At 71.0% G+C, this 20526-nt stretch carries 14 protein-coding genes; 6 read left to right on the top strand and 8 right to left on the bottom strand.

Annotated elements, in window-relative coordinates; genetic code table 11:
• Nucleotides 1-37: 37 nt before the first annotated feature.
• The 4 genes from AWX74_RS05865 to AWX74_RS05850 all read right to left on the bottom strand — a co-directional run bounded on the left by AWX74_RS05865 (nt 38) and on the right by AWX74_RS05850 (nt 5816).
• Entirely contained in the window at nt 38-1582 is a 1545-nt protein-coding gene (locus tag AWX74_RS05865) for an MFS transporter (protein ID WP_091272409.1), read from the bottom strand.
• A gap of 159 nt (nt 1583-1741) precedes the next feature.
• Nucleotides 1742-3166: an acyl-CoA reductase gene (locus tag AWX74_RS05860; RefSeq protein WP_091272407.1), complete on the bottom strand. Its 1425-nt coding sequence runs from the start codon at nt 3164-3166 to the stop codon at nt 1742-1744.
• The gene (locus tag AWX74_RS05855) at nt 3163-4512 is read right to left on the bottom strand and encodes an acyl-CoA synthetase family protein (RefSeq protein WP_091272404.1); all 1350 of its coding nucleotides are present in this window, start codon (nt 4510-4512) and stop codon (nt 3163-3165) included. The genes AWX74_RS05860 and AWX74_RS05855 overlap by 4 nt, the downstream gene beginning before the upstream one ends.
• Before the next feature lie 95 nt (nt 4513-4607).
• On the bottom strand, nt 4608-5816 hold the full coding sequence (locus AWX74_RS05850; protein WP_242666091.1) for an HNH endonuclease signature motif containing protein: 1209 nt from the start codon (nt 5814-5816) through the stop codon (nt 4608-4610).
• Nucleotides 5817-6966: 1150 nt separating this feature from the next.
• Between AWX74_RS05850 and AWX74_RS05840 the strand changes: the two genes are divergently transcribed.
• The gene (locus tag AWX74_RS05840; RefSeq protein ID WP_091272399.1) at nt 6967-7713 is read left to right on the top strand and encodes an SAM-dependent methyltransferase; all 747 of its coding nucleotides are present in this window, start codon (nt 6967-6969) and stop codon (nt 7711-7713) included.
• 193 nt (nt 7714-7906) lie between these two features.
• Here the strand turns inward: AWX74_RS05840 and AWX74_RS05835 are convergent, their stop codons facing one another.
• From AWX74_RS05835 to AWX74_RS05825, 3 genes are read right to left on the bottom strand one after another with little or no spacing between them, the layout of a single operon-like run.
• On the bottom strand, nt 7907-8752 hold the full coding sequence (locus tag AWX74_RS05835) for an SDR family NAD(P)-dependent oxidoreductase (RefSeq protein WP_207550259.1): 846 nt from the start codon (nt 8750-8752) through the stop codon (nt 7907-7909).
• Nucleotides 8749-9270 carry a pyridoxamine 5'-phosphate oxidase family protein gene (locus AWX74_RS05830; protein ID WP_091272396.1) on the bottom strand — a complete coding sequence of 174 codons (522 nt, stop codon included), beginning with the start codon at nt 9268-9270 and terminating at the stop codon, nt 8749-8751. The genes AWX74_RS05835 and AWX74_RS05830 overlap by 4 nt, the downstream gene beginning before the upstream one ends.
• Before the next feature lie 49 nt (nt 9271-9319).
• A complete protein-coding gene (locus AWX74_RS05825) occupies nt 9320-10879 on the bottom strand; it encodes a class I adenylate-forming enzyme family protein (protein ID WP_091272393.1) in 1560 nt (519 codons plus the stop codon).
• 348 nt (nt 10880-11227) lie between these two features.
• Here AWX74_RS05825 and AWX74_RS05820 point away from each other — a divergent pair, with 348 nt between their 5' ends.
• Nucleotides 11228-12571, top strand: a complete 1344-nt coding sequence (locus AWX74_RS05820) for a CaiB/BaiF CoA transferase family protein (protein WP_091272390.1) — start codon at nt 11228-11230, stop codon at nt 12569-12571.
• Nucleotides 12572-12573: 2 nt separating this feature from the next.
• Nucleotides 12574-14124 (top strand): class I adenylate-forming enzyme family protein, encoded by a 1551-nt coding sequence (locus AWX74_RS05815; RefSeq protein ID WP_091272387.1) that lies wholly within the window; start codon nt 12574-12576, stop codon nt 14122-14124.
• A 95-nt stretch (nt 14125-14219) separates the two neighbouring features.
• On the opposite strand, the gene AWX74_RS05810 is transcribed toward AWX74_RS05815, so the two are convergent.
• On the bottom strand, nt 14220-14573 hold the full coding sequence (locus AWX74_RS05810; RefSeq protein WP_006538504.1) for a group I truncated hemoglobin: 354 nt from the start codon (nt 14571-14573) through the stop codon (nt 14220-14222).
• A gap of 381 nt (nt 14574-14954) precedes the next feature.
• Between AWX74_RS05810 and AWX74_RS05805 the strand changes: the two genes are divergently transcribed.
• The 3 genes from AWX74_RS05805 to AWX74_RS05795 all read left to right on the top strand — a co-directional run bounded on the left by AWX74_RS05805 (nt 14955) and on the right by AWX74_RS05795 (nt 20497).
• Entirely contained in the window at nt 14955-15896 is a 942-nt protein-coding gene (locus AWX74_RS05805; RefSeq protein WP_091272384.1) for an SDR family NAD(P)-dependent oxidoreductase, read from the top strand.
• Between the two features lie 298 nt (nt 15897-16194).
• Nucleotides 16195-18891, top strand: a complete 2697-nt coding sequence (locus AWX74_RS05800; protein WP_193209662.1) for a GGDEF domain-containing protein — start codon at nt 16195-16197, stop codon at nt 18889-18891.
• A gap of 229 nt (nt 18892-19120) precedes the next feature.
• Nucleotides 19121-20497, top strand: a complete 1377-nt coding sequence (locus tag AWX74_RS05795) for an NADP-dependent succinic semialdehyde dehydrogenase (protein WP_091272379.1) — start codon at nt 19121-19123, stop codon at nt 20495-20497.
• Nucleotides 20498-20526: the final 29 nt, after the last annotated feature.

Below are 20526 nucleotides of genomic sequence, written 5' to 3'. Positions count from 1 at the left end.
CCCGGGCCTGCGCCCCGGCCCCGCCTCCCATCGCCAGCTAGGCGGTCACGGAGGTGGGGCTGGGGTCGTCGGTGGCCGTGGGCCGTGGGCCGGACCCAACGGACCCGCCGGACCCGGTGGATGCCGCAGGTCCTGATGGCCCCGCGGAACCAGCCCGGAACGAGCGCTGGCCGGCGCCCGTGGGGAGTGTGAGAGCGACCAGACCGGCGACAACGGCGATCAGGGCCCCCAGGGCCAGGCACACCCTGATCCCGGTCAGCGACGGTGCGGTGGCGGTGCCGAGGGGGACTTTCAGGTGGGCGAGGACGACCGCGACGACGGCACTCGCCGTCGACATCCCGATCGCGCGTGACAGGCTGTTCAGCGCGTTGGCGGACGCGCTTTGCGAGGGGGGCACAGCACCCATGATCAGCGCCGGCATGGCCGCGTAGGCGAACGAGACACCGCAGCTGTTCACCAGACTGAACACCGTCACTCCAACGGGGGAGCCGAGCAGCCCGAGCCCGCCGACATGTGCGGCGGCCATCACCCCCGTGCCGAGGAGCAGGGTCACCTTCGGTCCGCGCGCGGCGGTGAGCCGCGCGGTCAGCGGTGCGATGGCCATCATCGCCAGCCCTCCAGGCGCCATCCACAGACCCGCGGCCAGCATCGACTGTCCGAGGCCGTAGCCGGTCCCCCCGGGCAGCTGCAGCACCTGGGGCGCGACCAGGGTGATGATGTACATCGCGAAGCCGACGATCAGCGCGCACAGGTTGGTCAGCAGGACCGGCCGCTGGGCACTTGCCCGCAGATCGACCAGCGGCGCGGCGACCCGGGTCTCGAAGGCGCCCCACAGGAGGAGCACGACGACGGCCGTGCCGAGCAGGGACAGCGTCGTCACGCTGCCCCAGCCCCAGCTGCTGCCCTTGGTGATGGCCAACAGCATGGCGAGCAGCCCCGCGGTGAGGCCGAGCGCGCCGACGATGTCGAACCGCCCGACCGCCCGCACCGGCGACTCGGGAACCACGACCCGCACCAGTACGGCGAACACCGCCCCGGAGCCGGCGCACAGCCAGAACAGCACGTGCCAGTCGGCGGCCTGCGCGATCAGCGAGGAGATCGGCAGGCCGAGCGCGCCGCCGACCCCGAAGGACGAGCTCATGAGGGCGATCGCGCCCGGCAGCCGGGCTGGCGGCAGAACGTCACGCATGATGCTGATGCCGAGCGGGACCGCCGCCATCCCCACGCCCTGCAGCGCCCGCCCGGCGGTCACCGGTACCAGCGCGCTGGTGAGTGCGCAGAGCGAGGAGCCGACGACCATCACCCAGGTGCAGGCGATGAGCACCCGCCGCTTTCCGTGCAGGTCACCGAGCCGCCCCGCCACCGGCATGGCGACCGCCCCGGCCAGCAGCGTCGCGGTGATCGCCCAGGAGGCGTCCGCCGCTGACGAGGTGTGCAACAGCGCCGGCAGCGTCGGGATAAGCGGCACGATGACCGTGCCCATGATCGTGACGACGACGCCCGCGCCGGCGAGCGCCAGCACAATCGCCCGGACGGAGGTGTCGGAGACAGGCTGGACCGGGGCGGCCTGGCTGGAACCCACGAGGATCGCTCACCTTCAGGGCCGGCGCTGGTGGACCACCGACCAACTGGACCGCCGACCTTCGCGCAAGCAAGCCTAGAGGCAAACCGATATGTCAGGCATCCGGTTAGGCGCCCTCCCTGCTGTTATGTCTGCTGGTCGGTCCGGTTTCCTGCCTGCTCAGGCGTCCTCGTCCGACATCCAGTGCACGAAGCGCTGGAGGGGGAACATCGCGTCGTGCGGCCCGCCCTCCACGTGCTTGGCGGCGCCGCCGATGCGCACCACCCGCTGGGCTCCCGCGCTGGCGAGGCGGTCGCGCATCGCCCGTTTGAGCTCCGGCGGATACATGCCGATGGTCTGGGTCGCGACGTTCACGAACCGCACGGCCTGGTCGATCGAGTCCAGGTGCACGACGTTGACCGTCTTGTTGCTCGGGTGGAACTCCACCGGGTCGGAGGTCAGCACCACCAGGCCGCGGCCGTCGGGGCGCCCCCACACCTTGACCTCGTCGTCGAGCACCTGAAGCATCTGGATCTCGTCGCGCAGGTCGCCAGGCAGCGGATGCGCCGTCTCCGACGCGGTCTCACGGTCCACCCCGAGGCGCGACTGCAGTCGTGCGCAGAACGTCTCGATGCCGGAGCGCTCACCCGAGACGAAGATGAAGCGGCTGGCCAGGCAGGCCTCCTGGTTGAACACCGACACATCGACCGCGGCCGCCTCGGCGACCGCGTCGATCACGGCGTCGGAGGTGAAGGTCTCCGGCCCGAGGATCGAGATCGACGTCTTCGGGTCGAACGAGACCAGCTGCAGCCCCGGCCCCAGATACTTGATCACGTTGTTGATGGCGTCACCGCCGCCCCAGGCGACGATCCGGTCGAAGAACTGAGGCCGGTAGAGCGTCCGCTCGATCCGCTCGTCGCCGCCCCGCCAGTACACCGCGGACATCGACCGCACGACCGGGTGGTCGGGGTCGACCTCGGCCATCGTCCGCAGCATCGCGACGCAGGTGAACGGGTCGCTCGAGGGCATCTTGAAGACGTTGACCGCCTTGACGAGCGCGCCCTGCGCGATCGAGGAGATGCAGCCGGTCGGCGAGTTACCGGCCAGCATGTGGATCATCCGAGGTGGGAAGGCACGTAGCGCGCCGTGCTGGCCGTGGTGGTCGGTCCGCTCGACCCAGCCGTCGAGCGCCGCCGGGTCGGCGAAGTTGGTCTCGATGCTGGACCACAGCGCCCGCTTCGTCAGCCGCAGGCGTGCGGAGCGGAACAGGTTCTCGATCACCCGCCGCGGCAGCGGGTTGGTGGCGGCGATGAGATCCGCGGCCCGCTGCAGGTGGACGTTCTCCTCCAGCACCAGCCGCTCACCGCAGGTGACGAGGAAGTCGATGATCTCCTCGATCGGCACGTCGAGCAGTGGCGGAAGCTCCCGGCGCGGCGTGACCAACTCGTCAAGCACGATCTCGGGCGTTGCGAACTCGACGCCGAGGTCACGGGAGCGGTAGTTCACCGCGCCGCCGGGGACCACCCGGCCCCGCACGAAGTGATCGACCCGGATGACCTCGGTGGCCTTCGCAGCGGTTGCCGGGTCGGTTTCGGTGGTCGTCATGACAGCCCCCGGACGTAGGCGTCGACGGTGCCGGCGCAGCCGATCTTGTCGTCACCTTCGAGGTCGGCGTACCGCGTGATGTCGTCCCGCACGCTGGGGCTCGCGTTGCCGCAGGCACACGGGTCGAGGTCCAGCAAGATCCGGTCACCGGTCACCACGCCGCCCCACCGGCCGTCGAGCGACAGGTCGAAGAACGCCGCGCGGCCCTGCACCTCGCCCGATTCGTGCGGCAGCAGCGCGTCGCCATCGGAGTCCAGCACGAACGGCACGACCCACGGCGGCACGTGGTAGCGGCCACCGGCGGCGCAGCGCGGCATGCCCGAGTTCAGCTCCTGCATGCCGTACATCTGGAACCTGCGGCCGGCGGGGATGTTGAAGGTCTCGTAGACGTACTCCTGGTAGTCCGGTGGGAGCTTGGCCCGCTTGAGACCGCCGCCGACGTAGATGCAGTTGTCCGGGTTGAAGTCCGAGCCGCTGTAGCCCATCTCGCGCACCATTCCGGCGACGAGGTGCAGCGCGTTCCACATGCCGGCGAGGTAGAGCTTGTCCGCGCGGGAGGCGACGACGTGCTCGGCGGCCTTGACGTAGGCGGTCTGGAGCGTCTGCTCGCGCTCCCGCGAGGTGGCCTCGAAGTCGGCGATCTCGTCCGGTCGGGCGGTGCCGTCCGCGATCGCCTTGCGCAGGACGACCATCTTCGTCATCTGGCCGATCGTGATCGGTGGCATGGGCAGCGTGAACGGTTCGATGCGCGGGTCGCCGAACGCGGCCTGCTGGGCGTCGCGCGCGTTGAGGTTCTTGGCGACGGCGGCGGTGGGCGCGATGCCGATCATCCTGCGGTCACGCTCGGGTCGCACTCCGGACCCCCATGCGAAGACGCCGACCGTGTCCAGGCGGGACCAGGCCATGTCCTGGTCGGAGGCGATCATCATGGCGGACTTGCCGGTCGTCCCGCTCGAACATGAGATGTAGTGCCCCACCGCCTCGTAGCGGGCGATCCAGTCGTCCATGTCGACGACGTCCGAGGTGTCGATCGGGTTGAGCGGGTGTGCTGACACGGTGCCGAGCCACCTGCCCAGCCGGTCCCACCTCCGCTCGCTCAGGAAGCTCTCCGGGTAGCTCTTGTACGCGGTGTGCGGGAACAGCAGCCCCACCGCGTCCGCCCGGGAGCGGATCTCGCTGACCCCCGCTTCCTTCGCGCGGAACGCGAGTAACCGGATCCGCTCCCGGCGCTCCTGGAACAGCTCGTTCATCGCCTCGACCTGCGTCTCGCGAAGATCCGCGTACGGAATCGCGAAGCGCTCCTCCGACTGGACCAGTCCCGTCAGACGCTCGACTGCCGCACTCACCCTGGGCCCTCTCTCTTCCGGAACGTTTTTACTAGACTCGCTGGTCTAGTTTCGGGTGTCAAGGTCCAGGCGGTCACGCGGCCTGCGGAGGGCTGTCAGCCGGCCGGGAGGTGTTCCTCGCCCGTGATGTAGTCGTGCGGGTGGACGGTGAACCTGGTGCCGAGCGGGCTCGTCCAGGTGAACGTGCCAGGGCGCGGCTGGCGGACGATCCAGGGACGGTCGGGGTGATGGCGCAGGCGGTGGTGCTTGAGGCAGAGCGGCCCGAGGTTGACGACGATCGTTGGCCCGCCGGCGGCGTAGGGCGTGGTGTGGTCGGTGTCGGTGCGGGTGGCACGGCGGGTGCAGCCGGGGTGGACGCAGGTGCGGTTGCGGGCACGCACATGCCGGACCTGGGCGGGGCTGGGGTGGCGCCGGTCGGCGACCTCGATCAGCGCTCCCAGCGGGTCGACGAGCATGCGCCGCCAGGTGGAGGTCGGCCGCATCGCCAGGTCTCGGGCGATGTCCGCCGGGATGGGCCCGAAGCCCGGGATCTCACCGGGCTCCTCGCCCAGCCCGAGCAGGGCTGTGATCGGGACGATGACCTGGACGTCGCAGGGCAGCGGGCGCAGCGGTGTGCGGCCGGTGATGCGGTCGACGAGGGTGTCGGCGCGGATCTGGTCGCGGGTGCGCTGGTCGTCCGCATCGCGGGTGCGGATGATCTCATCGGCGATCTGGTTGAGCTGGTTGTCGCAGGCCGCGGCGTCCTCCGCGGGCAGTAGCGCGGACAGGGTGCTGGTGGCGTCGTCGCCGGGGTAGAGCCGGACGTGACGGCCCTTGCGGCGTTCCGCGGCACGCTCGGCGGCGCCGCCGGGGTCGACGTTGAGGACGGCGCGACGGCAGGCGGCACCGAACGCGCCCCGGTTGCGTCGCGGCCCGCCGGCCAGGACCTGCTCCTCGACCTGGCTGGTCTGCTCGTCGGTGAGAGGGCTGACAGCGGTCTCCAACGACCGCAGACGTTGCAGGTCGAGGACGCCGCCCTCCAGTGCCTGCATCGCTCGGGGGAGCCGCCGCACCGCGGAGAAGGCGAAACCCATCTGCCCGCCAGCGGTGGTGGCGGATACCCGCAGCACGCCGGCGAGCTCCTCCGGGGCGAACATGTCGAACGAGAACAGCGGGTCGGCCTCGGTCGACGGTCGTAGCCCGGCGAACTCGGCGAGCAGCCGCAGCATTCCGGCGTGGGCCGCGGCCAGCGCCGCGGCCCGGACACCGATCCGATACAGCAGATCGCGAACCTGGTCGTCGAAGGCTGCAGCCGCATCCCGCACCCGGGATGCGTCAGACGCTTCGACCGAACGTGTGGGTGCTGGCATGGAGTGCTCACCTCGCCCCGAACCGAACCCGCGTGTCCGACGAATCGCGAACACATGTTCGATTATCGATCGTCGAAGCCGGCTGGAACGGGCTCCGCACGGTGAGACCACAGGAAGTACCGCGGAGGACGCCGACAGTCGCCGCGCCGCCGACAGTCGCCGCCCCGCGGACAGCGACCCGACCGACCCGGCAGGGCTGGGGGTGTGCGTCGCACCGCAGGCGCTGGGCGGGAGCGTCTCGTCGAGTCCCTCGCCGCCGGGCGATGAGGAGGGCGTAAGGCGCGATGAGGAGGGCGCTGGCGGTGATGAGGCGGCGTCGGTCCCGGGCCGGCCTGCGTGGGGTTCAGGAATGCGGGCAGCCGCTCCGTGAAGGGGCCGCCGCGGCGAGGCCGTGTCTTCCAGGTGTGCGTTGGAACCAGTCTCCGGCCTGCCGGTTGGGCAGCGCCGAGAGCGTCGACGTCCACCGCGGGTGATAGCGTTGCGGCGCGGCGACGAAGAATGCGCGTGCGGAGATCGAAGGAGGTGGGTTGATGACCGTCGTGGAGACCACCGCTCTGTGCGGTGCTCGGGTCATCCTCACTTCCCGGGCCTCGTCCTGACGTTCGCCTGCCTTTCTCCCTGGTGGGAGTAGCGCCGGCACGCGCGGCGTCCGGCGGGACCCCCTTTCAAGGGTCTCCACCTTGCTTCTCCAAGCCACTTCGCACCGACCTGCCGTTCTCTTTTCTCCTGCGTCTGTCCTGATTCGGGCCGGCTATGGCCGGGACGCGGAACCTGAGCGTTACTCCACCCGGGCCCGGGCTGGCGGACTTGTCCTGGGCTGCGTGATGCGGCCAGGGCGTGGGCGGTACAAGGCCGGCATCGGTATCGGCATCGGCATCGAGGCCGGGCCCGTGCGCGTGGCGGTTGCCCCTCCCGCGGTGACCGGTGACCGGCTGATGCCTCGTACCGGTGACCGGGTGGCCGTCCGGCGGGTCCCCGCGACCGCCGCCACCACCGTTGTCGCCGGACCTGGCGACGGACATCTCCTGCACGGACCGCGTCGCGTGTCCGCGACGGTCATCAGCCGCTTCTCACACCCCAAGGCATGACGGAAAGGAATTCGGTCATGGACCTTCCCCGTATTTTCACCATCCGCGAGAGCAGCCACCGGATCCACAATCCGCTGACCGCGGCCAAGCTCGCAGCCCTGGGCGAATCGCTCCACCTCGCCCCCGGGACACGGGCGCTCGACCTGGCCAGTGGTTCGGGCGAGATGCTGTGCACCTGGGCACGTGACCACGGGATCACGGGTACCGGAGTGGACATCAGCACGGTCTTCACCGAGCAGGCCCGGGCCCGCGCCGCCGAGCTCGGTGTCGCCGACCGGGTCGAGTTCGTCCACGGTGACGCCTGCGGCCATGTCGCGGACGAGCCGGTCGATCTGGCCGCCTGTGTCGGCGCCACGTGGATCGGGAACGGAGTCGCCGGGACGGCCGAGCTGCTCAGCCGTAGCCTCCGCCCCGGAGGTCTGACGCTGATCGGAGAGCCGTACTGGCGGCGGACCCCTCCCGACGAGGAGACCGCCAGGGCCTGCCACGTCACCGCCATCGCGGACCTCGTGCCCATGCCGGAGCTGATCGAGCATTTCCGGGAACTCGGGTACGACCTTGTGGAGATGATGGTGGCCGATCAGGACAGCTGGGATCGGTATGCCGCGGCCCAGTGGCTCAACCTGCGCCGCTGGCTCGACCGGAACCCGGGCGACGAACTGGCCCCCGAGGTACGGGAGGAACTCACCTACGAGCCGGCCCGCTACGCGCGCTGCACGCGTGAGTACCTCGGCTGGGCGGTCTTCGCCCTCATGAAGCGCTGAAACAACCATTCCGTGCGGGGCCGGACGCCACATCATCCGGCCCCGCAGCGTCGGCAACGTTGCGTTCGTGCAGTTTGCGTTCGTGCAGTTTGACCGCCTCTTCGGTTGCTCGTTCGAACCACCCCCACGCCGAGGGCCTCGACGCGGTGGCCCAGCTTTTACCCAGCGTGTCTGGGTGGTCGGGGAGCGGCGGTCAGCGGGCGGTCCAGCCGCCGTCCACGGTGATGGTCTGGCCGGTGACGTAGCTGCCGGCGTCGCCGGCGAGCCACAGGACGGCGCCGACGATGTCCTCGGCGGTTCCCTCCTTCGGCAGCGGGGTGTTGCGGCGCAGGTACTCGATCGACTTCTCGCTGGAGTAGAGCGGGCCGGTGATCTCGCTGCGGAAGAAGCCGGGGGCGACCGTGTTCACCCGGATCGAGTGCCGCGCCCACTGCACCGCGAGCTCGGACGTCAGCCCGGACAGACCGGCCTTGCTGGCCGCGTAGGACGCCTGCGGGATGCCGGGGATGCCGACCTTCCCACTGATCGACGAGATGTTGATGATGGTGCCGCGGCCGGCGGCGATCATGTGCGGGAAGACGTCCTGGGCGAGCAGGAACGGGGCGAGCAGGTTGAGGTCGATCGTGCGGCGGGACGCCTCGACCGGCTCGGACTCGGCCCGCTCGTAGGTGAACATGCTGCCGGCGCCGTTGACGAGGATCTCCGGTGCTCCGAGGCCCTCGACGACTGCCGGCACGACGGTGCGGACGGCGGAGAGGTCGGAGAGGTCGCAGGCGACCGGCAGGCCGTCGATCTCCTTCGCGAGCTCGGTCAGCTTGTCGAGCCGCCGGGCGACGACCGCGACCCGGGCACCGAACGCGGCCAGCGCCCGCGCGACGGCGACACCGAGACCGGAGGAGGCGCCGGTCACGATGGCGACCCGGCCGTCGAGGCCGAACATCCGGGCCGTCGCACCCGTGACCGCGGCATCCGCGGCATCCGTGGCAGCCGCGGCAGGACCCTCGTGCGCGGCGTTCGCGGTCTCGGAGGCCGGCGTCATGAGGACGTCCCTTCGTTGACGGTGTCTGCCAGGTCGATGGTGCTGGTGGGCTGGGTGTCGGGGCCAGCGGGCGGGGCCAGCCGGATCCGGGAGTTGTCCCAGCGCAACAGTCGTCCCTGCGGGTCCAGGCGCAGCACGACCCGGTCGGCGTAGGCGGCGCGGGCCGCGGTGGGTAACCGCTCGGGCGGCACCCGGTAGGCGGCGTACTTGCTGTCGAGCATGCCGCGGACCCGGGTGCGTGTCTCTTCGTCGTCCACCACCCGGATCCGTCCACTGAGATGGACGGCACGCAGGTCGACCCAGGCCCGGCCGGACTCGACCAGGAACGCCGCCCGCGGCTCCCGGCGGATCCGGGCCAGCTTGGCCGCCCGCGGCGGCGTCGAAAGGTACACGGCGCGGTCCACGACGACGAACCACATCGGCAGCGAGACCGGTGCGCCGTCGGAGCGCAGCGTGGTCAGGATCCCGGTGTGCGCTCCGGCCACGAACTCCCAGGCGTCGTCCTGGCTCACCAGCATCGGGTCGCCCAGCGGCAGGCCCCGTGCCTCGTTGAGATCATCTGCGCGGTCATCGGCCGGTGTCGACGAGGTCGGTGAGGCCGGTGCGCTGGACCTTGCCCATGGCGTTGACCGGCAGCGCGTCGACCTGCGTCCAGAACTCGGGCACCTTGTACGGCGAGAGCTCGCGGCGGCACAGCTCGGCGAGTGCGTCCATGTCGAGGGTGGGTCCGGCACTTTCGACGACCGCGGCGACCCGCTGGCCGAGACGGTCGTCGGGGACGGGGCACACCGCGACCCGGGCGACGTCCGGGTGGGTGGCGATGACCCGCTCGATCTCCAGCGGGTAGATGTTCGCCCCGCCGCGGATGATGACCAGCTTCTTGCGGTCCAGCACGGACAGCCAGCCGTCCGCGTCGACCGTCCCGACGTCACCGGTCGCGACCGGGCCAGGCTCCGGTGGGCGGATCCGGCCGGACTCCCAGTAGCCGAGCAGCGGCCGCCACACGCCGGCCCACGGCCCTGACGTCGCGCCGGCGAGCCTCAGCTCCCCGAGCTCGCCGGGTGGCAGCCGGTTGCCGTCGTCGTCGTAGGCGGCGACGTCGTAGCTCGGCAGCACCCGTCCGCTGGTGCCCGGACGCCACTCGCCGTCGGCCGGGTCGATCGACACGACCGTCGGCGCCTCGGTCAGCCCGTAGGTGACCCGGGGGACCAGCCCGTACGTCTCGGCGAACGCGCTGCGCAGCGAGTCGGGGGTGTCGCTGCCGCCGCTCCACACCTCGCGCAGGGAGCTCAGGTCGGCGTCCGGCCGGGCGGCGAGGTCGTAGAGCTGGGCCGGTGCGCCGTTCCAGACGGTGACGCGGCGGCTGGAGATCCATTCGATGACGCCGGCGACGTCGCGGCGGTTCATGATGACCGCGCAGCCGCCGGCCTGGGCGGTGAGCAGAGTCGACAGCACCATGAGGTTGAGGATCGTCAGTGGAAAGCTGTCGCCCTTGCGCAGTTCGGGGCCCCAGCCGCGGGTGGCGACGAGGACGGCGCCGGGCAGCAGCAGGTTGCGCTGGCTGTGCACGACGGCCTTGGGACGTCCCGACGTCCCGCTGGTGAAGGCGATGCCGGCGGGGGCGTCGATGTCGAGGCCGAGACCGGGTGGCGGGGCCGTCTCGTCGGTGGCCTCGGCCAGCAGCGCGTGCCACCGGTCGAGGCCCACGAGGTCGCTGCCGCCGCCCCGGCGACTGTCGTCGCCGTCGCCGTCGGCACGATCATCGGACGGCGTCAGCAGGCACCGTGGGCCGGCGAGGACGACCTTCGGGTCGCAGATGTCGCGCAGGTCCCGCTGTTCGGCGACGGTGAGGGCCTCGCCGATGCCGGCCCAGACGGCGCCGATCCGCTGGGCGCCGTGGAACGCCGCGACGATGTCGAGGTCGTTGGGCAGACAGGCCGCGACCCGGTCTCCAGGACGCACACCGAGAGACCACAGCGCGCCGGCCGCGCGGCGGGCCTGGTCGTCGAGCTCGGCGTAGGTCCAGGAACCGGAGACCGCCTCGACCGCGACGGCGTCTGAGCGGTTCGCGAGGGCGTCGTCGAGGACGCGGGCGATCGGGCGGGGCTCGCCACCAGTGGTGCTCACGAACTCTTGATAGCACTATCCTTGCAAGGATTCATCCTCTAGTCTCGACGGGCGCCGTCTTCGGGAAACAAGTGCCCCGAGTGCGGCGGACGCTGGGATCATGGCCGTGACCGACCGCCGCGACCACCCACCGTGACTGCCCGCCGTGACCACCCGTTGTGACGATCCGCCGCGCGTCCCGCCAGGCAACGGTGCAGCGTGCCGCCCAGGCCGTCGCACGCCCCGGGTCGCCCGTTCGGGCCGGCCGTTGGGCGTGCCGTGCGGGGTGGGTGGGGTGGCTGGGGCAGATGGATGGCGCGGCGGAACGATGATGGCGCGGGCCGCAGGAACGATAGGGGTGGTCGATACGTGAAGGCTCGTAGCTGCTCGGAGGGCACCGACGGTGGGCCCCGGCATTCAGGGCCGTTGGCCGGGATCCGCGTCATCGATCTCACCGCCATGGTGATGGGTCCGTACTGCACGCAGATCATGGCCGACATGGGTGCGGACGTCATCAAGATCGAGCCGCCGGCGGGTGACAACACCCGGTTCATCTCCGTCGGCCCGGAACCCGGCATGGCCGGCGTCTTCGTCAACGTGAACCGCGGCAAGCGCAGCGTCGTGCTGGACCTGCGCAGCCCCGAAGGCGGTGACGCGCTGCGCGAGCTCGTCCGCGGCGCGGATGTCTTCATCCACTCGATGCGGGCGAAGGCGGTCACGAAACTCGGCTTCGGCTACGAGAGCGTCGCCGCGATCAATCCGTCGATCGTGTACACCAACTGCTACGGTTACGGCCGCCGCGGGCCGGACGCGAACCTGACCGCCTATGACGACACGATCCAGGCGGAGTGCGGAATTCCCTTCGCGCAGGAGCAGCTGACCGGGGAGGCCAGCTATGTCGGCACCATCATGGCCGACAAGGTGGCCGGGCTGACCGCGCTGTGGGCCACGATGATGGCGCTGTTCCACCGCGCCCGCACCGGCGAGGGGCAGGAGGTCGAGGTCGCGATGTTCGAGACGATGGCCTCGTTCATGCTCGTCGAGCACGCGAACGGTGCCATGTTCAGCCCTGCGCTCGGCCCGGCGGTGTACCCGAGGGCGGTGGCACCGAACCGCCGGCCGCACCGGACCAGCGACGGCTACATCTCCGTACTGGTCTACAACGACAAGCAGTGGGCCGCCTTCGTCAACGCGGTGAAACCGCCCTGGGCCGGCGAGCATCTGGCCACGCTGGAACAGCGGGCCCGCCAGATCGACAACGTCTACGCGCTGCTGGGTGAGACCTTCCGCGAGCACACCACCCAGTACTGGCTCGACCTGCTGCGGTCACTGGACGTCCCGGCCGCGCCGGTGCGCTCCCTCGACGAGCTTTTCGACAATCCGCACCTGGACGCGGTCGGATTCTTCGAGACGGTCGACGGCGATCTCGGCCCGGTGCGCTTTCCCGGCTCGCCGGCCTGGTTCTCCCGGACTCCGGGCCGGGTCGCGGGCCCGGCGCCGCGCCTGGGCGCCCACACCCGCGAAATCCTCGACGACCTCGAACTGGGCACCGCCCCGGCCACCGCTCCCGGCACCGCTTCACCGCATGCCGCCGCACCGCATGCCGCCGCACCGAACGTCGATCTGCCCGCTCAGCCAGCTCAGTCCACTCAGCCAGCTCAGTCCGCTCAGCCAGCTCAGCCCACCCAGTCCGCTCAGTCTGACGGAGGTTGACCATGGTCAATGTCGCGAGCCTGTTGACGACGTCGGCCCAGCGGTTTCCGGACCGGTGCGCGATGCGCTACGCCGACGGCCGGACGTCCTATCGGCAGCTGCGCGACGCCGCGGCGCTGTTCGGCTCCGCGCTGCTGCGGCGCGGTCTGGTCCCGGGTGACCGGGTGGCACTGTTCATGCCCAACTGCCAGCAGTACCTGGTGGCGCTGTTCGGCGCCTGGTATGCCGGGCTGGTCGCGGTGCCGATGAACGCCAAGCTGGCCGGGCCGGAGGTCGCCGTGATCCTCGGTGACAGCGGCGCCCGGGCGCTGGTGCACTCCACCTCCGCGGCGCGGCTGGTCGCAGGGCTGGATCTGACCGGTGTGCACACCGTCGCGGTGGATCCGGCAGCACCAGTGGACCCGGCCGCGCCAGTGGATCCGACCGGTGGGGAGAAGGACGCCTTCGCCCAGCTCCTCGCCGAGGGAACCGCGGACCTCGAGCCCGCCGAGGTCGACGCGGACGACCTGGCCTGGCTCTTCTACACCTCGGGGACGACCGGCCGGCCCAAGGGCGCCCAGCTCAGCCACCGCAACCTGCTCACCATGACGTGGACCCTGCTCGCCGACGTGTGCGCCTACACCCAGGACGACGTCGTGCTGCACGTGGCCCCGCTCTCCCACGGCAGCGGCCTGTACGCGCTGGGCTCGATCGCCCGCGGTGCCGACAACATCATCCATGCCGGTGGCGGCTTCGATCCGTCCGAGGTGCTCGACCTGGTCGCTCGCGAGCGCGTCTCGGTGCTCGCGTTCCTCGTACCGACGATGATCGTCCGCATGCTCGGCGTCGCGCCGACGGACGCCAGCTCGCTGCGCTGCGCCGTCTACGGCGGCGCACCGATCCACGTCGAGCACTCGCGGGCGATGATCGACCGGTTCGGCCCGGTGTTCGTCCAGATCTACGGGCAGGGCGAGTCACCGATGACGGTGACCTACCTGAACCATGCGACGTCGCCGGGGACGCCGCTCGACTCGGCGGGTGTGGCCCATCCCGGGATCGAGGTCCGCATCCTCGACGGTGAGGACCGGCCGGTGCCCGCCGGTGCCGAGGGCGAGGTCTGCGTGCGCGGCGACGTCGTGATGCGGGGCTACTGGAACAACCCGGACGCGACGGAGCGCGCGCTGCGGGGCGGCTGGCTGCACACCGGGGACATCGGCCGCTTCGACGAGCACGGCAACCTCTTCCTGCTGGACCGCAGCAGCGACGTCATCATCTCCGGTGGCGCGAACATCTACCCACGGGAGGTCGAGGAGGCGCTCGTCCAGCATCCGGGCGTGGCCGAGGTCGTGGTCTTCGGGGTGCCGGACGAGACGTGGGGCGAGAACGTCGTGGCCGCGGTGGTGCCCGTGACCACCCCGCCCCCGCCGGAAAGCGAACTCATCACCTACAGCACGACCCACATCGCCGGCTTCAAGAAGCCCAAGAAGATCATCTATCTGGAGGCGCTGCCCAAGAGCGCCTACGGCAAGGTCCTGCGCCGCGAGGCGCGCAAACTCGTGCTGAGCGAGCCCTGATCCCCTGCCGGCCGGGGCGGCCGGGCCGGCGGTGGGCCGGATGCCGGCCGCCCCGGGTCCTGCTCCGGCTGGGTGTGGCCGGGTCCGTGGGCGGATCAGGCGCTGACGATCTCCTTGCGCAGCGGGGCGAGCGCCGCGCCGATCTTGCCGGTGGTCTCGGCCGGGACGCCCAGCCCGGTCAGCGCCGCGACCAGGTGGTCGACCACCGCGTCGAAGTGCGCGTCGCTGATCTTGAGCGGGGTGTGGACGGCGGGAATGGCCCGGCCCTTGTACACCTCCGGGCCGCCGATCGCGGCGGCGATGAACGCACGCTGGTGGGCCTTGAGGCTGGGAATGTCACGGCCGGCGAAGTAGGGCGAGAGAACGGGGTCTGCCGTCACGCGAACGTAGAACTGGTCGACTGCGGCCTCGACAGCCGTCGCGCCACCGATCGCGTCGTAGATGCTCACCAGAGACTCGCTTTCGCAGAATTGACCCGGCCGCGGGCGCTGGCGCTGTTTCTGGTTGTGGCCACGCCAGCCGGCAAGGTCGAGCAGGTGTGTGTCCCGACGGTTTCACTGAACCGCGCGAACAATGTCCCGAGAAAGGGTCCAATGTCGGCGTCGGGGAGACGGACGACGGGGCCGGTCGGGCCTTCCGACTTCCTCTTCTCCTCGGTGCGCTGGCAGCCCGGCGTGAGAGCGCGAACTGTGGCGCCTTGCTCCCCAGCAGACCAGTCTGGGTGGACGGAACCGGTGTGGCCGGTGTGGCCGCGGGGACGGGTGCGACCGCAGGGACCGGTGTGGCCGGGCGCCAGGAGACAGGCGTCCAGGAGACAGGAGTGTGGCGGGATGGCTGTGACGGAACGGATCACGACTCCGTTCACCGCGGAATCGACGGCAGCGCAGGTGCTGGCAGGTGTCGATCTCGGTGGCCGCAGGTCTGTGGTGACCGGCGCGTCGTCCGGGCTCGGCATCGAGACGGCCCGTGCGCTCGCGAGTGCGGGCAGCGAGGTCACCCTGGCGGTGCGCGATCTCGGGGCGGGCCGGCGTGCCGCGGACGACATCGCCGCCAGCACAGGCAACAAGGCGGTGCACGTTGCCGCACTGGACCTTGCTGATCTTGGTTCCGTCGCCGCCTTCGCCGCGGCCTGGGCGGGTCCGTTGCACATCCTGGTCAACAACGCCGGGATCATGGCGACCCCGCGGATGAACACCCCGCAGGGCTGGGAGCTGCAGTTCGCCACCAACCATGTCGGCCACTTCGCGCTCGCCGGCGGCCTGCGCCCCGCGCTCGCGGCGGCCGGGGGAGCGCGGGTGGCGGTGGTCAGCTCGGCGGCGCACCTGCGGGCGGCGGTGGACTTCGACGACCTCCACTTCGAACGCCGCCCCTACCACCCGTGGGTGGCGTACGGCCAGTCGAAGACGGCGAACGTGCTGTTCGCGGTGGAGGCGACCCGGCGCTGGGCCGAGGACGGGATCGCCGTGAACGCGCTGATGCCCGGCGCGATCTCGACCAACCTGCAACGCCATGTCGACACCGCCGAGATGGAGCGGCTGCGTGCCCGCAGCGGGGCGCCGGAGCAGCAGTGGAAGTCCGTGGAGCAGGGCGCTGCGACGTCGGTGCTGGTGGCGGCCTCGCCACTGCTCGACGGTGTCGGCGGCCGTTACTTCGAGGACTGCAACGAGGCGCTCGCGCACACCCCGGGCAGCCCGGGGGGAGTCGCCGCCTACGCGCTGGACCCGGCGGCGGCGGAGCAGCTCTGGGACATCACCGCCCGCATGCTGGCGTAACAAACGCCAGCCAGCTGACGATCTGGACACCCTACGTAGCTATCCGGTTATTCCGAGTCGGGCTCGGGCAGATGGAGAGCGGTTGCTGTCCGGCCGCCGATCGGGGGCGTACGGGCTGGTGAAGGCGGTGAGCATGCAGAACGACGCGGCAACGCCAGTGAGTGCGGCAACGCCGGCGGCGGAGCCGACACCAGCATCCGGGGCGGCACCGGCATCCGAGCCAACGTCAGCATCCGAGCCAACGTCAGCATCCGAGCCGACGCCAGAGGCTGAGCCCTGCGCGGCCGCGGTCTTCGTGGTGCTGCTGACCATCGCCGCGACGACCGCCGCGTTGGTGCTCCCCGCCCGGCCCGCGCTCATCACCGTGCGTGCGGTAATGCTGGGCTCGCTGGTGCTGGGGTCCGTCACATGCCTGGTGACCGGTCTGCGTGCCCACGGTACGGAACGGGCCTGGAGATTACTGCTGGCAGCAATGCTGCTGGGCGTCGGAGCCGGGATGACACAGATCTTCGCCGGCATCCTGGCGGGGGAGCCCCCCGTGCCACGGGCCACCAGTGCGTGGCTGGTCTACCTGTTCCCGCAGTTGCTCGGCCTGGCTGGTGTCCTGCTGTATCCGACGTACTCGTTCGCACCCGGCTCGTTCACGTCCAGGTGGAACACGGTGGCGAGATCCCGGCTGGTGCGATGGTTCCTGATCGCCGTGCTCGACGGCCTGATCGTGACCGGAGCCGTCGCGCTGCTCGCCTGGATCGCCGTGCTGGAGAAGGCCACGCAGGCCCGTCCACCCACCGAGGGCCCGCTGTTCTCGGCGGTCCTCGCCGCTGCCAGCCTGATCGTGTCCGTGGTGGTGATCCTGACCGCCGCGTTCCGGCGGGGGCGTGCCGAGCTCGCGCTGGCCCTGCTGGTGGCCGGTCTGCTCATGGTGACGACGAGCGTCACGTGGTACGCGTCATCGGTCGTCCGTGGTCTGGCGGACGTCCCGCGACTGGTTGACCTGTTCCTGGTAGCCGCACCTCTCCTGATCGGGCTGGCAGTGTTGATGCCGGAGGGCCCGCCCGCCGAGACCCGCTCGGGCGCCAGGCTCGGCGCCGGCACCGGCGGTGAGAGGCCCGCGGGCGACATGCGGGACACGCGGTACGCCACGCCTGGCCTGCTGGTGCCACGGCGCCGGGCCTGGCACGTCCTGCTGCCCTATCTGCCGCTGGCGGCGGCCGGGCTCGTCACCCTGCGGGAGCTCTCCGAGCAGAACCTCCGTCACCAGGAGGAGATCTGGGTCCTGGTCGGGCTCGTGCTGATCGCGGTACTGCGGCAGATGGCCACGCTGACCGAGAACGTGCGCCTGCTGGGCCAGGTCGAGCAGAAGCAGCGGGAGCTTCATCACCAGGCCTACCACGACCCGCTCACCGGCCTGGCGAACCGATCACTGTTCATCGAACGGCTCGACGAGGCACTGGCCCGCCGCGGCGGGAACGGGGACTGCGGCGCCGGGAACCTCGCCGTGCTGTTCTGCGATCTCGACGATTTCAAGCACGTGAACGACGCGTTCGGGCATGCCGCCGGCGATGATCTGCTGCGGGTGGCCGCACGCCGGCTGTCCGGATGCGTGCGGCCCTCCGACACCGTCGGCCGGCTCGGCGGGGACGAGTTCGCGATCCTGCTGTGCCCGACACCCCCAGCTCGGGATGGCGGTGTGCGGCCCGACGACCCGGAGGCGGTCGGGCGACGCCTGACCGAGGCACTGCGCGCGCCGATCCGCCTCGGCGGCGCCACCTACAGCATCGCCGCCAGCATCGGACTGGTCGTGGTCGAGCCCGACAGCGGGCCGGTCGACGCCGAGATCCTGCTACACCGGGCCGACCTGGCGATGTACGCGGCGAAGGCGCAGGGCAGCGGGCGACTGACCTCGTACAGCTCGGATCTTGCCGCGCCCCGGGCTGGTCTGGACCTGCGGGACGCACTCGTGTCCGGCGGACGAAGCTCGTCCGGGGGGCAGCTCGCCGTCGCCAGACGCCCCATCGTCGACCTGGTGACGTCCGGCACCGTCGCCCACGAGGCCGCGCTCACCTGGCAACCGGAGCAACCGGGGCACATGAGGGCCGGCCATCCGCTTCCCGTGGACAGCGCCCTCGGCACCGTTCCCGACCTGGACAGACTCCTGCTCCGGGGCACGCGCGACGGTCACGCCGCCGCCGAACGGCTCCCGGTCCATGTCACGGTCTCCTCCGCACGCGCCGCCCAGGCGAGTCTGGTGAACGACGTCCGTGCCGCGCTGACGGCGGCGGACCTGCCCCCGGACCGCCTCGTCCTGCGGGTCCGGTCGACCCGCCCCGCGGTCGATCCTCATCCCGTGACGGAGGTGCTCACCCGCCTGCACAAGACCGGCGTGCGGATCGGCATCGCCGATGTGGGTGCGCCGGACACCACCATGGACACCGCCCTCGACGTCCTCGAACGGGTTCCCGTCGCGGTGGTGACCATCCACCCGGACCTGGTCCAGGCCTGGATCGGCGCGCCACGGGGCCGCGGCCGCAACCGCCAACTCGAACAACGACGCGACGGTCCACACGATCACGATCACGGGCCTGGGTCCGGGCGGGTGCGCGAAGGCGCCGGAAGGGCGATCGTCGACGGCGCGCTCTCGGCACTGCTCGATCTCGGCATCGACCTCATCGCCGAGCAGCGGGTGGACGACCCGGCGGTGGCCGGCCTCCTGCATGCCCGCGGCTGCCATCTGGCGGTCGGCAGCGCTGTCACCCGGGCCATTCCACCGGCTCCACCGGCTCCACCGGCTCCACCGGCGGACCAGGAGCGGGACGGCGCCCCGGCACGCAGCCCGCCGGACGCAGGCCTAGGCGCGCCGCTGCGGCCGGCGAGATTCACCAGCCCGGCGGCAGCTGGGACGCACCCACCGAATGGGCATTCCGACCTGCTCTCCGGACACTCGCGGGGTACTCCTTGGGACCAGCCCACCGGGGCCCGGAAACCATACCGGTAATCGTCGTCTCTGCTAGTGTTCGACACGTGGCAGGGCTTTGGGAGAACCAGGCCACGCATCGGCTTTCGCGGCGACGTTTCAGCGGGCGGCCCCGGGTGTCTTGAACACACAATGCGTGAAAGTGTCATCGGCATCTAAAAGCGCTGGCGGCACGTGCGGTGCACATCACCGGTGGTGGTGACCCGCGGACCCACAAGCAGAGCAGAAGCACAGAAACAGAAGGAGTGACATGGCGATTCGGTCGGTCAATCCGGCGACCGGTGCGGTGGTGCGCGCATTCGAGCCGCTCGACGCTGCCCAGATCGAGGAGCGTCTGTCCCGTGCCAGCGCCACCTTCGCCACCTACCGCCGGACGACGTTCGCGCAGCGGGCCGAGTGGCTGCGCCGCGCCGCCGACCTGCTCGACGCCGAGCTGCACGACATCGCCGTCACGATGACCACCGAGATGGGCAAGACCCTGCGCTCCGCCGAGGCCGAGGCGGCGAAGTGCGCGAAGGGGATGCGCTTCTACGCCGAGCACGCCGAGGGCTTCCTCGCCGACGAGCCGCTGAGCGACCCCGGCGTCGTCGGCGCGAAGCGGGCGTTCGGTCGTTACCAGCCGCTTGGCGTCGTCCTGGCGGTCATGCCGTGGAACTTCCCGCTCTGGCAGGTCGTCCGCTTCGCCGCGCCCGCGCTGATGGCCGGCAACGTCGGCCTGCTCAAGCACGCGTCGAACGTCCCGCAGTGCGCGCTCTACCTGGAGGACCTGTTCCTGCGGGCCGGCTTCCCCGCCGGTGCGTTCCAGACCCTGCTGATCGGCGCCGGTCAGGTCGAAGGCGTGCTGCGCGACCCGCGGGTCGCCGCCGCCACCGTCACCGGCAGTGAGCCCGCCGGTCAGTCCGTCGCGTCGATCTGCGGGCACGAGATCAAGAAGACGGTCCTGGAGCTCGGCGGCAGCGACGCCTTCGTCGTCATGCCGTCAGCGGACGTCGAACGCGCCGCGTCCGTCGCCGTCACCGCACGCTGCCAGAACAACGGCCAGTCCTGCATCGCGGCGAAGCGCTTCATCGTCCACGAGGACGTCTACGACCAGTTCGCGCAACTGTTCGTCGACGGGATGCGGGCGCTGAAGGTCGGCGACCCGATGGACCCCGGCACCGACGTCGGGCCGCTCGCCACCGAAGGCGGCCGCCAGGACATCGAGGAGCTTCTCGCCGACGCGGTGAAGCACGGCGCCAGCGTGCTGTGCGGGGGGACGGCCCCGGCCGGGCCGGGCTGGTTCTTCCCGCCGACCGTCGTCGGCGACATCACCCCGGACATGCGCCTGCACCTCGAGGAGGCGTTCGGGCCGCTGGCGACCATCTACCGGGTGCCAGACCTCGACACCGCCGTCGAGATCGCCAACGCCACGACCTTCGGCCTCGGCTCCAACGCCTGGACGACCGACCCGGCGGAGCAGGAGCGGTTCATCACCGACCTCGACGCCGGCGCCGTCTTCATCAACGGCATGGTCACCTCCCACCCCGAACTGCCCTTCGGTGGCGTGCGCCGCTCCGGCTACGGCCGGGAGCTCAGCGCCGTCGGCATCCGCGAGTTCTGCAACCTCAAGACCGTCTGGGCCGCCTGAGCTGGGTGGCACCTGACTCGGCTGTCGCT

Origin of the sequence: Parafrankia irregularis, from assembly GCF_001536285.1 — a bacterium.
Classification (GTDB): Bacteria; Actinomycetota; Actinomycetes; order Frankiales; family Frankiaceae; genus Parafrankia; species Parafrankia irregularis.
Note: the sequence above shows the minus strand (reverse complement) of the source record. Positions and strands in the feature narration are given on the sequence as shown.

Excerpts from the sequence above, each read along its gene's own strand:
- AWX74_RS05795 (WP_091272379.1), top strand. The coding sequence starts at position 19,121 with ATGGCGATTCGGTCGGTCAATCCGGCGACCGGTGCGGTGGTGCGCGCA.
- AWX74_RS05835 (WP_207550259.1), bottom strand. The coding sequence starts at position 8,752 with ATGACGCCGGCCTCCGAGACCGCGAACGCCGCGCACGAGGGTCCTGCC.
- AWX74_RS05840 (WP_091272399.1), top strand. The coding sequence starts at position 6,967 with ATGGACCTTCCCCGTATTTTCACCATCCGCGAGAGCAGCCACCGGATC.
- AWX74_RS05815 (WP_091272387.1), top strand. The coding sequence starts at position 12,574 with ATGGTCAATGTCGCGAGCCTGTTGACGACGTCGGCCCAGCGGTTTCCG.
- AWX74_RS05805 (WP_091272384.1), top strand. The coding sequence starts at position 14,955 with ATGGCTGTGACGGAACGGATCACGACTCCGTTCACCGCGGAATCGACG.
- AWX74_RS05830 (WP_091272396.1), bottom strand. The coding sequence starts at position 9,270 with ATGCTGGTGAGCCAGGACGACGCCTGGGAGTTCGTGGCCGGAGCGCAC.
- AWX74_RS05860 (WP_091272407.1), bottom strand. The coding sequence starts at position 3,166 with ATGACGACCACCGAAACCGACCCGGCAACCGCTGCGAAGGCCACCGAG.